This is a genomic window from Myxococcus sp. CA039A, from assembly GCF_013336645.1.
Lineage (GTDB): Bacteria > Myxococcota > Myxococcia > Myxococcales > Myxococcaceae > Myxococcus > Myxococcus llanfairpwllgwyngyllgogerychwyrndrobwllllantysiliogogogochensis.
Genome location: NZ_JABUMQ010000312.1, coordinates 1 through 13,464, shown reverse-complemented (window position 1 = coordinate 13,464; position 13,464 = coordinate 1). Strand labels below are relative to the sequence as shown.

18 protein-coding genes are annotated in these 13,464 nt (G+C 68.2%); 6 read left to right on the top strand and 12 right to left on the bottom strand.

The features are described from left to right. Positions 1 to 1,095, top strand: a 1,095-nt coding sequence (locus HR086_RS37295; RefSeq protein ID WP_174468019.1) for an FAD-binding dehydrogenase, incomplete at its 5' end; no start/stop codon positions are given. A 40-nt stretch (positions 1,096 to 1,135) separates the two neighbouring features. On the opposite strand, the gene HR086_RS37290 is transcribed toward HR086_RS37295, so the two are convergent. Both HR086_RS37290 and HR086_RS37285 read right to left on the bottom strand, forming a co-directional pair. After that, positions 1,136 to 1,606, bottom strand: a complete 471-nt coding sequence (locus HR086_RS37290) for an NUDIX hydrolase (protein ID WP_141646770.1) — start codon at positions 1,604 to 1,606, stop codon at positions 1,136 to 1,138. After that, positions 1,603 to 2,607: a DUF2380 domain-containing protein gene (locus tag HR086_RS37285; RefSeq protein WP_306663470.1), complete on the bottom strand. Its 1,005-nt coding sequence runs from the start codon at positions 2,605 to 2,607 to the stop codon at positions 1,603 to 1,605. Before HR086_RS37285 ends, HR086_RS37290 begins: the two co-directional genes overlap by 4 nt. Positions 2,608 to 2,724: 117 nt before the next feature. Between HR086_RS37285 and HR086_RS49625 the strand changes: the two genes are divergently transcribed. Continuing rightward, positions 2,725 to 2,871 carry a hypothetical protein gene (locus HR086_RS49625; protein WP_306440919.1) on the top strand — a complete coding sequence of 49 codons (147 nt, stop codon included), beginning with the start codon at positions 2,725 to 2,727 and terminating at the stop codon, positions 2,869 to 2,871. A 270-nt stretch (positions 2,872 to 3,141) separates the two neighbouring features. On the opposite strand, the gene HR086_RS37280 is transcribed toward HR086_RS49625, so the two are convergent. Beyond that, positions 3,142 to 3,714, bottom strand: a complete 573-nt coding sequence (locus HR086_RS37280) for a MarR family winged helix-turn-helix transcriptional regulator (protein ID WP_174468017.1) — start codon at positions 3,712 to 3,714, stop codon at positions 3,142 to 3,144. A gap of 115 nt (positions 3,715 to 3,829) precedes the next feature. On the opposite strand from HR086_RS37280, the gene HR086_RS37275 reads away from it, so the two are divergent. Beyond that, positions 3,830 to 4,366 carry a carboxymuconolactone decarboxylase family protein gene (locus HR086_RS37275; protein ID WP_174458227.1) on the top strand — a complete coding sequence of 179 codons (537 nt, stop codon included), beginning with the start codon at positions 3,830 to 3,832 and terminating at the stop codon, positions 4,364 to 4,366. Between the two features lie 246 nt (positions 4,367 to 4,612). On the opposite strand, the gene HR086_RS37270 is transcribed toward HR086_RS37275, so the two are convergent. The 3 genes from HR086_RS37270 to HR086_RS37260 form a co-directional block, all read right to left on the bottom strand. Then, entirely contained in the window at positions 4,613 to 5,206 is a 594-nt protein-coding gene (locus HR086_RS37270) for a biotin transporter BioY (protein WP_174468016.1), read from the bottom strand. A gap of 204 nt (positions 5,207 to 5,410) precedes the next feature. Then, a complete protein-coding gene (locus HR086_RS37265) occupies positions 5,411 to 5,752 on the bottom strand; it encodes a DUF2845 domain-containing protein (protein ID WP_141646765.1) in 342 nt (113 codons plus the stop codon). 56 nt (positions 5,753 to 5,808) lie between these two features. Next, the gene (locus HR086_RS37260) at positions 5,809 to 6,510 is read right to left on the bottom strand and encodes a TetR/AcrR family transcriptional regulator (RefSeq protein ID WP_174460525.1); all 702 of its coding nucleotides are present in this window, start codon (positions 6,508 to 6,510) and stop codon (positions 5,809 to 5,811) included. A gap of 70 nt (positions 6,511 to 6,580) precedes the next feature. On the opposite strand from HR086_RS37260, the gene HR086_RS37255 reads away from it, so the two are divergent. Next, positions 6,581 to 7,444, top strand: coding sequence for an SDR family oxidoreductase (locus HR086_RS37255; RefSeq protein ID WP_174468015.1), 864 nt, complete (start codon positions 6,581 to 6,583; stop codon positions 7,442 to 7,444). Here HR086_RS37255 and HR086_RS37250 read toward each other — a convergent pair. The 4 genes from HR086_RS37250 to HR086_RS37235 form a co-directional block, all read right to left on the bottom strand. Continuing rightward, entirely contained in the window at positions 7,441 to 7,806 is a 366-nt protein-coding gene (locus HR086_RS37250) for a hypothetical protein (protein WP_174468014.1), read from the bottom strand. The two genes, HR086_RS37255 and HR086_RS37250, sit on opposite strands and share 4 nt — an antisense overlap. Before the next feature lie 35 nt (positions 7,807 to 7,841). Then, positions 7,842 to 8,831 carry a C2 family cysteine protease gene (locus HR086_RS37245; RefSeq protein ID WP_174468013.1) on the bottom strand — a complete coding sequence of 330 codons (990 nt, stop codon included), beginning with the start codon at positions 8,829 to 8,831 and terminating at the stop codon, positions 7,842 to 7,844. 127 nt (positions 8,832 to 8,958) lie between these two features. Next, complete coding sequence (locus tag HR086_RS37240) at positions 8,959 to 9,258, bottom strand: hypothetical protein (protein WP_141646760.1); 300 nt, start codon at positions 9,256 to 9,258, stop codon at positions 8,959 to 8,961. A gap of 175 nt (positions 9,259 to 9,433) precedes the next feature. Next, on the bottom strand, positions 9,434 to 10,339 hold the full coding sequence (locus tag HR086_RS37235) for a LysR family transcriptional regulator (RefSeq protein ID WP_217442096.1): 906 nt from the start codon (positions 10,337 to 10,339) through the stop codon (positions 9,434 to 9,436). 105 nt (positions 10,340 to 10,444) lie between these two features. Here HR086_RS37235 and HR086_RS37230 point away from each other — a divergent pair, with 105 nt between their 5' ends. Together HR086_RS37230 and HR086_RS37225 are read left to right on the top strand one after the other, a co-directional pair. Continuing rightward, the gene (locus HR086_RS37230; protein WP_174468011.1) at positions 10,445 to 11,365 is read left to right on the top strand and encodes an SDR family NAD(P)-dependent oxidoreductase; all 921 of its coding nucleotides are present in this window, start codon (positions 10,445 to 10,447) and stop codon (positions 11,363 to 11,365) included. Between the two features lie 159 nt (positions 11,366 to 11,524). After that, positions 11,525 to 12,544, top strand: coding sequence for an ABC transporter ATP-binding protein (locus tag HR086_RS37225; RefSeq protein ID WP_174468010.1), 1,020 nt, complete (start codon positions 11,525 to 11,527; stop codon positions 12,542 to 12,544). 2 nt (positions 12,545 to 12,546) lie between these two features. Here HR086_RS37225 and HR086_RS37220 read toward each other — a convergent pair whose 3' ends face one another. Continuing rightward, positions 12,547 to 13,062, bottom strand: coding sequence for an aminoacyl-tRNA deacylase (locus tag HR086_RS37220; protein ID WP_174468009.1), 516 nt, complete (start codon positions 13,060 to 13,062; stop codon positions 12,547 to 12,549). Between the two features lie 149 nt (positions 13,063 to 13,211). Beyond that, a complete protein-coding gene (locus tag HR086_RS37215; RefSeq protein ID WP_141646753.1) occupies positions 13,212 to 13,409 on the bottom strand; it encodes a hypothetical protein in 198 nt (65 codons plus the stop codon). Between the last annotated feature and the right edge of the window lie 55 nt (positions 13,410 to 13,464).

Genomic DNA, 13,464 nt, shown 5'->3' with positions numbered 1-13,464 from the left:
GTGCGAGGGATGAAGCTGGTGCCCTCGGACGTGGAGCGTGGGGTGAGCAGCTCACGGGAGACGGCGGGGGACTTCGAGCTGCGGGGCTCGGCGGTGGTTGTCACGTCGGGAGGCATTGGCGGCAACCACGAGCTGGTGCGCAAGAGCTGGCCGGAGCGCATGGGGCCCGTGCCGAAGTTCATGGTGCAGGGTGTGCCGGCGCATGTGGATGGTCGGATGATTGCGATTACGGAGGCGGCGGGTGGACGGCTCATCAACCGCGACCGCATGTGGCATTACACGGAGGGGTTGAGGAACTGGAACCCCATCTGGCCTCGGCACGGCATCCGGATTCTTCCAGGGCCCAGCTCGCTGTGGCTGGACGCGACGGGCAAGCGGCTGCCGCCGCCGTTGTTCCCGGGCTTCGACACGCTGGGGACGCTCGAGCACATCTTGAAGACGGGCCATGAGTATTCGTGGTTCGTGTTGAACCAGTGGATTTTGAAGAAGGAGTTCGCGCTCTCGGGCTCCGAGCAGAACCCGGACCTCACGGGGAAGGATTGGAAGGGTGTGCTCAACCGGGCCGTGGGCAAGAAGGCGATGGGGCCGGTGGAGGCGTTCAAGGAGCACGGCGCGGACTTCGTCGTGGCGAACGACTTGCGGACGTTGGTGGAGGGGATGAACGCGAAGACGGAGACGCCGGTGCTCGACTTCGCGACGGTGGAGCGGGAGGTGCTCGCGCGGGACAGGCAGTTGGACAACCCGTTCGGGAAGGATTTGCAGATTGCCGCGATTCGACAGGCGCGGGGGTATCGCGGGGACCAGCTGGTGCGCACGGCGAAGCTGCACCGCATCCTGGACCCGAAGGCGGGGCCGCTCATCGGCGTGAAGCTGAACGTGCTGACGCGCAAGACGCTGGGAGGGTTCGAGACGGACCTGTCCGGCCGGGTGTTCGGGACGCAGGGACAGGTGATTCCCGGCCTCTACGCGGCCGGCGAAGTGGCCGGGTTCGGTGGAGGAGGGGTGCACGGGTACCGGGCGCTGGAGGGCACGTTCCTCGGCGGGTGCATCTTCTCGGGGCGCGCGGCGGGCAGGGCGCTGGTGAAGACTGTGTAGACCGTGTGGGGCCCGCGGCGGTGTCTCCGCCGTGGGCCTGTCAGGCGGTGTCGTCTGGGAGAAGGGTGCGGAGGAGTTCGTCGTCGTGGCTGAGCGGGCGCCAGCCGGCGGGTGGGGGATTGGCGAGGAGTGTGGCCGTGACCTGTCGAGCACGCTCTTTGTGCGTTTCGGGTGTGAAGCCAATCCACGAGGCGAGCATCATCGCGGCCTCCAGGCGGGCGTCGTCGTCCAATCCCGCGGGCCAGCCGTTGGGAAAGCTCTCCGACAGCTCGCGCACGAGCTGTCCTCGCATCAGGCGTACGAGCTGATGGCTGCGTTCGGCTTCTTCGACCAGTCCACTGAAGACCTGCACTGCGCTGAAGCGGCCCTTGCCGAGCATCTCCGTCAACTCGACCAATGAGATGGCGGGATGTGCGTCGGCGAAGGCTGTGAGTGACGTGTAGCCGTGCTCACGCACGCACTCATACAGACGCGCCGGCCAGTTGCCATGCCATGAGTCCCCCGCGCTCATCGCCTTCGCCCCGGGGTGAATTCCATGGGGATGTTATAGCGCTGCATCTCCTTCGCGACGAGCTTCAGGATGGAGTCGCGCGGCAACATCCTGCCCGCTGCGAGCTCGGCATCGCGCAAGATACCCATGATCATCTGATTCCATTCATGTGGCCAGGTGCGGCCCAGTCGCCAAGCACCACCGCCGTGAATGGCCTCGTGATGAGAGCGCTCCAGTCTCACGCAGAACTGGTCGATGCTCATGTCTCCCGTGAAGCCGCGCTTCTCGAACCACTCCCGGTGCTCTTGCGGCAGGACGTGATGTTTCGGCGCCTCGGACATGCCGGCCCCGGTCCTGTTCGTCACGTGCATGCCGCGCACCTCGGGTGAGTCTCCCAGTGCCTCACGCACGCCCTTGGGCAGTTCCTGGTTCGCCTGCGCCATCCACACGTGTCCCGCGCTGGTGCGGACCGCCGCGCTCACGACGGGCGCGGAGATGACTCCCGCCTGGACGAGCCTTCGCATCATCTCCACCCACTCGGCGGAGACGACGAGTTGTTGGCCGGCCATGATTCCGCCAGGGCCCATCACCAGTCGCGCTCCCAGCGCGACGGGCGCAGCGGGCGGTAGCCTGGGCAGTGACATCTTCAGCGCGGAGACGAGCGCGAGCATCTCGATGAACTGTGCCGTCGCCACCACTTGTCCTGTGCGCTCCATCGCCATCCGCGCACCCTCGCGAATGGAGTGGAACTCATGGGTCAGTTGCCCCATCAGCACGGGCATGGCTGTCGCCGTGGCCTCCACGCGCGCCTGCTCCCGCGAGGCGAGAGCGCCCAAGGCCGGCTCCAGCAGGTTCCACACGCGGTCCATGTCCACGAGCAACTGCTCCACGCTGTAGTAAGGGCATTGCTGGAGCACGACGCTCACGAGGTTCAGGAAGTCGAGCCAGGTGGCAAGCAGCATCGTGCCGGACAACGCGGCCTGGAGCCGAGGGCCCGTCATCCGGAGGATGCCAAGCTCCATGTCCGCGTCTCCCACCAAGCTGGATTCAGCCGTGAGAGAAGTGATGCTCCCGAGTGCCCCACGAAGCCAGGGCAACTGTCTTGCCCCGTGGTCGAAGTAGCGGATGAAGTGCCTGCCATGCCCACCCAGCTCTCGCGTGCTCGTGGCGAGCCTGGAGATGGCTCGGGCCGTGTCTTCCGTGGAGCTCCGCACTTCGTCGACGGCGGCCAGGACCGCTTGTCGTGTCAGTGCGGCGTTCTGCTGCCCACCACCCACGGCTCCTGACACGGTGTTCGAATCTGTTCCACTCTCGCGACGCCGCACGGCGTCCGAGCCCAGGCCCATCGAGGCGGGTGGAGGCCCGTTCAGCGCTGTGCGACGTGCATGGAACGCGTCCAACTCTCTCTGGGATGAGGAGGACTGGGAAGCGCAGCTCGTGGTCAACAGGACTGCGCTCAACATCAGGGCAAGAGTGCGCATGGGCACTTCGACCCTATCAACTCGGAGCGACACGCCTCCCTCCGGCCGAGCAGCGCACGCGGTTCGCGCCGGGCGTCAGTGCCCTGGGGGGATGCCCTCGTGCTCCCGGCAGAGCAACTGGCTGTCCTCGCGCGACAGCGGGTCCTGCGTCAGGCCGCAGCGGAAGCGCCCCGAGCCTTCTCTCTGGAAGTGCTTGCAGGTGCCGCACGCGCCGAAGCTGCGCTGGGCATTCGCGGCCTGCAACGCGCGCAACAGTTCCGTGAGGGACTCATCGAGCGCCGCGCCATCACCGGGCAGCCCCGCGAGGGCCCGCTTGAAGAGCTCGGGTGGCAGGGCCTGCTTCAGCACCGCGCGGCCGGCTTCCGTCAATAGGAGATGAATGACGCGCCGGTCCTCCGTATCCGCCTGCTTTCGCAACAGTCCCTTCTCCTCCAGCAGCAGGAGCGTCTGGGACACGGTGCCCTTGGTGAGCCCCAGGTACTCCGTCAGCGCCGCGGGCGTGTTGCTGTAGCGGTTGCACGACTGCAGATAGCGCAGCGCCTGCAGGTGCACCGGCTGAAGCCCGTGTGGCAGCCCCGCTGCCCGTTCCTCCGTGCGGAGCAGGTTCCCGAGTCGCTCGAGCAACACGTAGAGGCGGTCGGCGGCCATGAGTACAAAGGTATCGTGTCGATACCGACTTGACAAGCAATGAGGGCGGGCGCATTTAGTATCGAGTCGAAACTAATCGACCTGCCGCACAACCCGTTGTCCCCAGGAGCACCCCATGACGACGCCCCTCATTGCCCCTGTTGGCCCCGCGAATACGCCTGCTGCTTCCGAGCCCACGCTCGCCGCCCTGAAGGCGAAGTTCGGGATGGTCCCAAAGATGTTCTCCACCTTCGCTCACTCCCCCGCGGCGCTCGATGCCGTGGCGGGCTACTTCAACGCCATGGGCGGCGCGAAGTTGTCGCCGCGTACGCAGGAGGCCATCGCCATCGCGGTGGCGGAGCTGAACCGTTGCACCTACTGCCTCTCCGCGCACACGGCGCTGGCGAAGGGGCACGGAGTGAAGGCGGATGAGCTGACGGGCTTTCGCACCGGCCGTTCGGCGGACCCCCGCGAGCAGGCCATCCTGGACCTCGCCGTCGCCATCGCTCGCACGCGGGCAGCGGACGTGGGCCCGCAGCTCGCGCAGGCACGCAAGGTGGGGCTGAGCGACGCGGAGCTGGTGGAGGTGGTGGCCGCCGTCGCGCAGAACGTGCTCACCAACTACCTCAACGTGGTGGCCGGCACCGAGGTGGATTTCCCCCGCGTCGCTTGAGCCCCCACTCACCGGGCGCCGGCAGGGTCGAGGCGCCCGGGGCTTCCGCCACGTTGAGTCTTTCAATCTCGCGGTGCGACGTGGGTCGCCCATGAAGCCAGAGCTATAGGTTGATGGGATTGACGCGCTGCGAGCACCGCCTTGCTTGCCATCAGGACGCACTCCCGAACCCACCCAATGGCATGTCAGGTATCTCCTCGCGTGGTCCGCACCCGTGAGCGCATTGCCTCGACTGCGAGAATGAGGTCAGGCCTCGCGAGCGCGGACGAGTCGCCAGGCGAGAGACGAGACCAGACCGGCGAGGGCGGCCTTGAGCAGCCCTCCAGGGATGAATGGCACGAAGCCCTTGTGGAAGGCCGTGGCGAAGTCGAGCGAGGCCACCACATGGAGCCAGCACACGCCGATGACCAGGATGACGAGCTGTCCCCCGAGGAAGAGGGGCACCGCTGTCCTCGGGCGCCTGTCGTAGGCGTGGCGCGCCGCGAGCCCCACGAGGAAGGCCGCGGGGAGGAAGCCCACCAGATAGCCGCCCGTCGGACCGACGAGAGCCCCCCAGCCGCTGGCCGCCTTCGCGTAGAAGGGCAACCCCACCGCCCCCAACAAGAGATAGGCGAGCTGCGCGGCCACGCCACGTCCAGGCCCGAGCGCGGCGGCCGTGAGGACGACGGCGAGCGTCTGTCCCGTGATGGGCACCGGTGAGCCCGGCACCGAGATGGCGACCTGCGCGAACAAGGCGGTGCAGAGCGCCGCGCCGAGGACGAGCGCGGCCTCCTGGGCGCGCGTGCGCACGAAGAGGTCTGCCAGGACGCGGTTCGGTGGAGGACTGGCGTCCGCGCTCACCGCCGACCCACCAGCGAGGAGTGCGAGCCGCGTGACGACACGGAGGGGAGTGGAGACACGGACCGATGCTCGGTGAGGACGGACGGCGATGCAAGGAGGCGAAGCGTTCCGCGCCCGAGGTTTCAGGGCGTGCAACCCGAGGCGAGGGGCACCGTGACCCTCTCGATTCGGGACGACGCGTTTCTGCGTGAGCCTGTGGCGGGCCTACTTGCCGTAGCCCGCGCTGCGCACATCGGTCAGCTTGCCGTCGGTGAAGACGGCCACCTGCATCAGTCGGTTGGGCCCGAAGTTGTATGTCCATTCCTCCACCTGGACCGTCACCGTCTGCGTGGTGGAGGACTCCTCCTTGCCTTCGCGCACCCTGTTCCGCGTGGACGTCGACTCCTCCCGCGTGTGCTTGCTCATGGGCTCCCCGCACTTCATGAGCGCATCGGACTGAGAGGCGCCATCCGAGATGAGCTTGTTGCCACAGCGCAAGGTCGCCGCTTCACCAGAGAAGGGCACGATGAGGCAGGCGAGGACGAGGCCAGCGAGGAGGGTTCGCATGCGAGGCGGCTCCAACAATCGGGGGTGCGCGACCGACGCATGCGCCCGGAGGATATTCACGGCCGCGCGGAGATTTCGCGCGAGGCCGAGCTTCGCCCCCGTCCCGTCATCTTCTTCGGCGTGGTCCGAGAGGCCGCTCCCGCCGGCTGGAGATAGCCCTGCATCAACGCGCACAGCTCGTCGAGGAACGCCTCATTGGTCAGATAGTCGGGACGGTCCGCCACCGCCTTGATGCAGAGCGTCTCCACCGAATGCACCAGGACGAAGACCGCCATGTCCAGGTCCTTGGGACGCAGCTCCTCGGCCCTTGGCGCGAGGAAGGCTCGCACCAGGCGGAACAGCCGCTGCTCGTGCGGGTCCACCTGCCCCAACTGCCGCATCCTCGGCGCCAGTTCGTGCAGCACCTGGTGCAGCCGGGGGTTCTCCAACTTCGTGGTCAGCAACTGGCGGACCAGCGCCCGAATCGCCTGGGGCAATGGCTGGCTCGCGAGTCGCACCAGCTCCGCCTCGAAGCCCGCGAGCGAGCGCGTGCGATGCCGCTCCATCACCGCCATCACCAATCCCTCCTTGCTCGGGAAGTATTGGTAGAGCGAACCGATGCTCACCCCCGCCTCGCGGGCGATGCGGTTGGTGCTCGCGGCCTCATAGCCATTCTTGACGAGAACGCGAGCCGCCGCCGTGAGGATGGCCTCACACGTGGCCTGCGCCCGGTCCTGATGGGGCTTCCTCCGACGGGAAACAGGGGGACGGCGCGGCATGACTCCTCCTCCACGAATGTGAGCACCGACGCGAGTTGCGAACGTGAGTCCTAGCTCACATTCTGGACCCATGCACATCGCTTCGACATCCCCCGCTGTCTCCCCCGCGCCCACCTCGGGTCCCTTCCCCTACCAGGGCCGCCGAGCGCTCATCACCGGCGCGTCCTCTGGCATCGGCGAGGCCTTCGCCCGCCTGCTCGCGGCGCGGAACATGAACCTGGTCCTCGTGGCCCGCTCGGAGGACAAGCTGCGTGTCCTGGCCACCGAGTTGATGAAGCAACACGCCGTCCAGGTGGAGGTGCTGAGCATGGACCTCAGTCACGAGGGCGCCGCGCGCCAGCTCCATGGCCAGTGTCGCGAGCGCGGCCTGCACGTGGACCTGCTCATCAACAACGCCGGCTTCGCCACCCACGGTGCCTTCGAGGCCGTCCCCCTGGCCCGACAGCATGAGCAGGTGATGCTCAACGTCACCGCGCTCGTGGACGCCACCCATCTGTTCCTGCCGGACATGGTCGCCCGAGGACTCGGAGGCGTGCTCAACGTGGCCTCCATCGCCGGCTACCAGCCCCTGCCGTACATGGCCATCTACGGCGCGACGAAGGCGTTCGTCCTGTCCTTCACCGAGGCGCTCTGGGCGGAGAACCGCGAGCGGGGCGTGCGCGTGCTCGCGCTGTGCCCAGGGCCCGTGGAGACGTCTTTCTTCGACGTGGTGGGCACGCGCCAGGTCGCGGTGGGGCCGACCGCCACCGCCGAGCAGGTGGCCCTCGCGGGGCTCCGAGGCCTGGAGCAGGGCAGGCCCTCGCTCATCGCCGGCTGGCGCAACTGGTTCCAGGCCAACATGCCCCGCTTCGCGCCGCGAGCCTTCACCGTGCGCGTGGCCGCGGGGATGCTGAAGCCCCGTGACGTCCCAGCGCTTCCCGCTCGCTCCGTCTAGGGCTGACGCGGACGCAGCCGCAGGCGCAGCAGTTGCTCGTCCCCGCGGTCGATGACCTCGGAGACCTCGAACACCTCGCCCGCCACGTCCACCCGCTGGCCCGCGCGCACGCGCACGTGCTGCTGCTCTGGCGGAACGACTCGCGAGTCGTAGATGAAGAGGGCGGCGGTGGGCTCACGCGCGCCCGCATCGGTGTCCTCGGGCCAGAAGTTGCCCGTGGCCAGACTCAGGTGCGGCGTCACCTGGAGGGGGCCGTGATTCTTCGTCAGGGTGATGGTGCCGGGCTGCTCCGCCGAGGAGGGCGCCACCGCGGGCGTCTCACGCGCGCACCCGGACAGCACCAGCCCCAAGGCCAGTGCCAATCCGGTCCACCCGCGCGTGCCCGGCGCCCGTCGACTCACTTCGTCGGGTTGCTGTTGGCGTACTGGAAGGACTCACGGAACTGCGCCTCCGTGAGGACGATGTCCGGCGTGCCGGCGCCCCACGGGTTGCGCAGCGTCACCGTGCCCGCCTTGGTGTCCACACCCGAGACGAAGTACTCGTGGTCCGCCACCAGCGTGCCGTTCTTGTAGAGCGGCTTGTCGGTGCCGTCCGGCAGGTCGATGAGGCCGAAGAGCTTGATGTCGTCGTGCGTGCCCGCGGTGATGGCCTCTCCCGCGTTCAGCCGCTTCTCCAGGTCCGCCAGCGTGGCGCCGCCGACGTCGAGGCTGCTGCTCTTCTTGCCCGTCATCGCCTCCATCGCGTTGGCGCTGTTGCCGTGGACGATGTTGGGGTAGCCGCCCTTCCACTGGGCATAGGCCTTCTCCACGAGGGCCGGCCACAGCTCCGCCTTGCCGTTCTCCTGCGGCGTCGCGGCGTAGGCCGGGTTGCCACCGGAGTTGAGCGGCAGGTCCGGGGTGACGGTGATGGTCACCGGCTTGCCCTTGTCCTGGAAGGTGACGTTGTAGTTGCCGGACGCGTCCGGGCCCTTGACCATGTTCTCGATGAGCGCCGGGTTGGCGCGCGCAATCGCGCCCATGGAGGTCATCAGGTAGCAGTCACCAATCTGCCCCTGCTGCACGTCGTTCCAGTGCGCCTTGGTGCCGTCGGTGCCCGCCTCGAAGACGCTGCCGTTCTTCACCGGGCCGTAGGTGACGTTGGTGTCGAGCGCCTTCGGGTCCTTCGTCTTGGGGCTCTCCGCGCCGCTCGCCTGGCTCGTCTGGCCGAGCGCGGTGGCGAACTGCTCACGGCGGCTGGGCGGCAGCATGCCGTCCTGGGTCCGGGCGCTCGCCCACGCGGGCTGCTGCTCACGGACTTCCTGCGTCTTCGCCTGCGGCCGGACCGTCTCGGTGGCCTGCGGGACGGGCTGGGTGACGCGGGACCCTTCATTCCCAATCTTGAAGCTCATGGATGCTCCCCCTCGGAACAGCGGAATCTGAAGATGGACTGTCGCCCCCCAAGGGCGTCAGTGGATGTCTGGATTGTCGCGGCGGCGGCGCCAGAGTTGCGTCGCGCCCGCACTATGCGTGTGGCACTCAGCGGACCTTGAGGTGGATGGCGGGCTCCTTGCCCTCGGCGCCGCTGACCTCGAGGATCTCCAGCGAAGCCCCGTCCACTTCCACCACCTGGGACGCATGGACACGCACATGGTCCTGCTTCGAGGGGGACGTGCGGGTGTCGATGATGAAGAGGCCCGCGGTGAGCTGCTTCTCGCGGCCCCCCTTGGCCTCCACCTCCTCGGCCCAGAAGTTGCCGCTGGCGAGGCGCAGGTGCGGCTTCTCCGGCAGCGGAAGGGGCCCCTGGCCCTTGATGAGTGTGATGGTGTCGGATGCCATGACTGTTTCCCCCGTTCGTCAGGGCGCGCGGCCCGCACGCAGCGGTCCTCGCGCTGGATGATGTCCGTGGACGCTACCACGGGCCCCTGCGCGGGCCGTATGGCCTTGACTGTGAGTATGTGTGGTTTGGGGTAGCCCCAGAGCGCGGTGCGTCATGCGTGGGGCACCGCCCGCCTCAAGGCGCGGAGACCTTCAGGTGCTTGCGTGAGTAGTCGATGAAGGCACGCAGCTTCGGCATCGCCTGGAGGCGACTGGGGAAGTAGAGGAAGAGGCCCGGCGTGTCGGGGCAGAACGACGCGAGGACGCGTTCGAGGCGACCTGCCCGGAGGTGCTCGGCCGCGAGCGGCCAGGCCGCATAGGCGAGCCCGAGTCCCTTCACCGCCGCGTTCAAGTTGAGCGCGGAGTCATTGACGATGACGGTGCCCTGCACGGCGATTTCCAGCGGCTGTCCCTTGCGCTGGAACTGCCAGCGGTACAGCGAGCCGTCGCCGGAGCGGTAGTTGATGCACGTGTGTGCGCGCAGGTCCTCGGGCTTGCGAGGGCGGCCGTGGCGCTCGAAGTAGGCGGGGGCGCCGAACACCGCGAAGCCGAAGGGCGGCGTCAGGCGCACCGTCACCATGTCCGCTTCGACGAGCTCGCCCAGCCGGACGCCCGCGTCGAAGCCCTCGTCGACGATGCGGCTCAGGTGGTCCGCCGCGTGGATTTCAATCCGCACGTCCGGATGGGTGGCACAGAAGCCCGCGAGGATGGGCTCGATGACGTGAGGAATGACGGCGCGAGGGATGTTGAGTCGGAGCAGGCCGCTGGCCTTGCCGCCCAGCGAGCGCGCGGAGTCGAAGGCGGCGAGCAGCTCGTCGACGGCGGGTGTGGCCCGTTCGAGGAAGCTCCTGCCCGCCTCGGTGAGCCCGACACTGCGAGTCGTGCGCGTCAGCAACGCCACGCCCGCGCGAGCCTCCAGCGCGCGCACAATCTGGCTCACCGCGGAGGGAGAGATTCCCAGCTCCGTCGCCGCCGCGCGAAAGCTGCGCAGCCGCGCGACGCTCAACAGCGTCATCACGCCGTCGAGCTGGTCCTTCTTCATTGTGAAGCCTGGATGCATGACCTGTGCTGGTTAATGTGGATTATCCAAACAGTCCAGCGTTGCTACTCGTGAGGGCCTCACCAGGATTTTCCTTGAGAGGTGACGATGACGACGCGGGATTCGAAGGACTCCGTGCGGTTGGAGCGGAGGACGTTTCTGACGGCGGCGCTGGGGAGTACGGCGGTGCTCGCGGCGGATGTGGCGTGTGGCTCGCCGGTGGGCGTGGCGCCCGTGACTGGCAGGAGGCGCTTCGAGAACAAGGTGGTGCTCGTCACGGGCGCGACGTCCGGCATCGGCCGGGCCGCGGCTATCGCCTTCGCGGCCGAGGGCGGCAAGGTGGCCTTCTGCGGTCGCCGGGAGAACCTGGGCCAGGAGGTGGAGCAGCTCATCCGTCAGGCGGGCGGTGAGGCCACCTACTACAAGGTCGACGTGAGAGATGCGGACGCGGTGCGGACGTTCGTGGACACGGTGGTCCAGCACTACGGCGGGTTGCATGTCGCGTTCAACAACGCGGGCATCAGCATGGCCAAGGGGCTGCACGAAATCACCCTGGAGGAGTGGAATGACCTCTCGGACACCAACGTGCGTGGCGTCTTCGCGGCGATGCGGGCGCAAATCCCTCACATGCTGAGTGGGGGAGGCGGGAGCATCGTGGTGACGTCCTCGGTGCAGGCGTTCGCCACGCGCAAGGGAAGCTCGGCGTACACCGCGAGCAAGCGCGCGCTGGTGGGCATCATCCAGGCGGCGGCGCTGGAGTACGGCACGCAGGGCATCCGGGTGAACGCGCTCTGCCCGGGCACGGTGGACACACCGCTGGTCCGGCGGCAGATGGGCGCGGAGAACATGCCGGAGGAGCAGTTCCAGGAAGCGGCGGCCGCCTGGGCTCGCGTCAACGTGCATGGACAGCAGCGGCTCGCCACGGCGGCGGAGGTCGCGGACGCGGCGCTGATGCTCGCCTGCGACGACCATCCCTATCTGACGGGCTCCGCCTTCGTCATCGACGGCGGCATGACGCTGGCGCTGTAGGCGCGGGCTGTCAGCGGGTGCACGGCGGCGCGACATCGCGCTTGCCGTGCCCGGTGACGAGGGGGTTGGCTGCCTCCATGCGCATCCGAGAGACAGCTTCGATGAAGAGACCCCGCGCGCGATGGGCCCGAGGCTCGGGCACCGGGGAGGGCTAGTCGCGTGGCGACGGTGTCCCTGGAGGACGTGCGCAAGGTGTATCGAGGGGGCGTGGCCGCGGTGAAGGGCGTGACGCTGCACATCGCGGACGGTGAGTTCGTGTCCCTGGTGGGCCCGTCCGGCTGTGGCAAGTCCACCACGCTCAACCTGATTGCCGGACTGGAGGAGCTGTCCGGCGGCACGCTGCGCATCGACGGCGAGGTGGTCAACGGCATGTCGCCGAAGGAGCGCGACATCGCCATGGTGTTCCAGAGCTACGCGCTCTATCCGCACCTGGACGTGGCTCGCAACCTGGCCTTCCCGCTGGAGGTCGCCGGGCTGTCGCGCGCGGACATCGAGGCGCGGGTGCGTGAGGTGGCCTCGGTGCTCGGGCTGGAGGCGCTGCTGTCGCGTCGGCCGAAGGAGTTGTCCGGTGGGCAGCGGCAGCGCGTGGCCCTGGGACGCGCGCTCGTGCGCCGGCCGAAGGTGTTCCTGTTCGACGAGCCGCTGTCCAACCTGGACGCCGCGCTGCGCACGCAGATGCGCGGTGAAATCAAGAAGCTGCACGAGCGACTCCAGGCCACGTTCATCTACGTCACGCATGACCAGTCGGAGGCGATGACGCTGTCGGACCGGGTGGTGGTGATGAGCCAGGGAGAGGTGCAGCAGGTGGCTCCGCCGCGCGAGCTGTATGACGCGCCCGAGAATTTGTTCGTGGCGGGCTTCTTCGGCTCACCGCGCATCAACCAGGTGAAGCCCCGGACACTGGGCCTGGAGGGTGAAGATGTGGTGCTGGGACTTCGCCCCGAGCACCTGGAGGTGACGACTCGAGGCGCCGAGTCACCGGGGGAGCTGACGGGGCTCGTGTATCTGGTGGAGCCCATGGGCGCGGAGAGCTGGGTGACGGTGGACGTGGCTGGCGAGCAGCTCGTGGCCCGTGCACCCGGTGACTTCCGCGCCGCCTCGGGCACCCCCGTGTCCCTGCGCTTCGATGCCTCGAAGCTGCGGCGGTTCGACGCGAAGACGGGGCGGGCCCAGGGCTAGGGCTAGGGCTGCAGCGAGAAGCTGTCGTTCTCGATGCTCAACTGCTCGCGCTGGCGGTCGTGGACGATGATTCCGGTGAGCGGGGCCTCCAGGGTCTCGAAGTCCGCGAAGCGCAGCTCCAGGGCCTCGGCGTGGGAGCCCGCGCGGAACAACAGGTGCTCCGCGTGGCGCAGGTGCTCGTCCACCACCACCGGGACTCCATAGAGCCTTCCAAACGGTGGCTCCGCGCCGACCTCACACTCGGGAAAGAGCGGGGCGAACTCGGACTCCTCGGCGAGCCGCAGGTTCTTCGCGCCCGTCACCGCCGCGACGCGGTCCAGGTTCACCGTGTCCGGCGCGCTCACCACGCAAATCCACAGCGAATCATCCGAGCGGAGGATGACCGACTTGGCCACCTGGAAGCCGCTGACATGCAGTGACGCCGCGAGCGCCTGCGCGGTGATGGCTCGCAGGTGCGGCCTGCGGTCGAAGGGAACGTTGTGACCTTCCAGGTACTGGATGATGTTCTCCGGAATCATGGCGCGGCCTCCCTCGTGCTCGCGGAAGAAGGTGCGCCCGCTCGCGTCCGCGCACCACGCCCACTTCCGCGCGCGCCCGCCTCACGAGCCGCCGCTCCGGCGCCTTGCTCCCTCGCCTCGTCCGCCCGGCCGATGCGCGCGGCCCCACCTCAGGCGTAGACCTGACTGCCCTCCAGCGACAACTCCAGGCGCCGGTTGAGCTGCTCCAGCCGGTCATACCGCTCACGCAGCAGGTCGCGGTACGCGCGCTGGTCCGTGTGGGAAATCTCGGTGAGCAGCTCGAGCAACGCCGTGTCCAGCGCCTGCTTCAGCTCGCGGGCTTCCACCGCGGACAGTTCCAGCAACATGCGGCACCTCCTGTCGCGAATGTTAGGCACTCCACTCCGCGCGAGCCTCCCCACC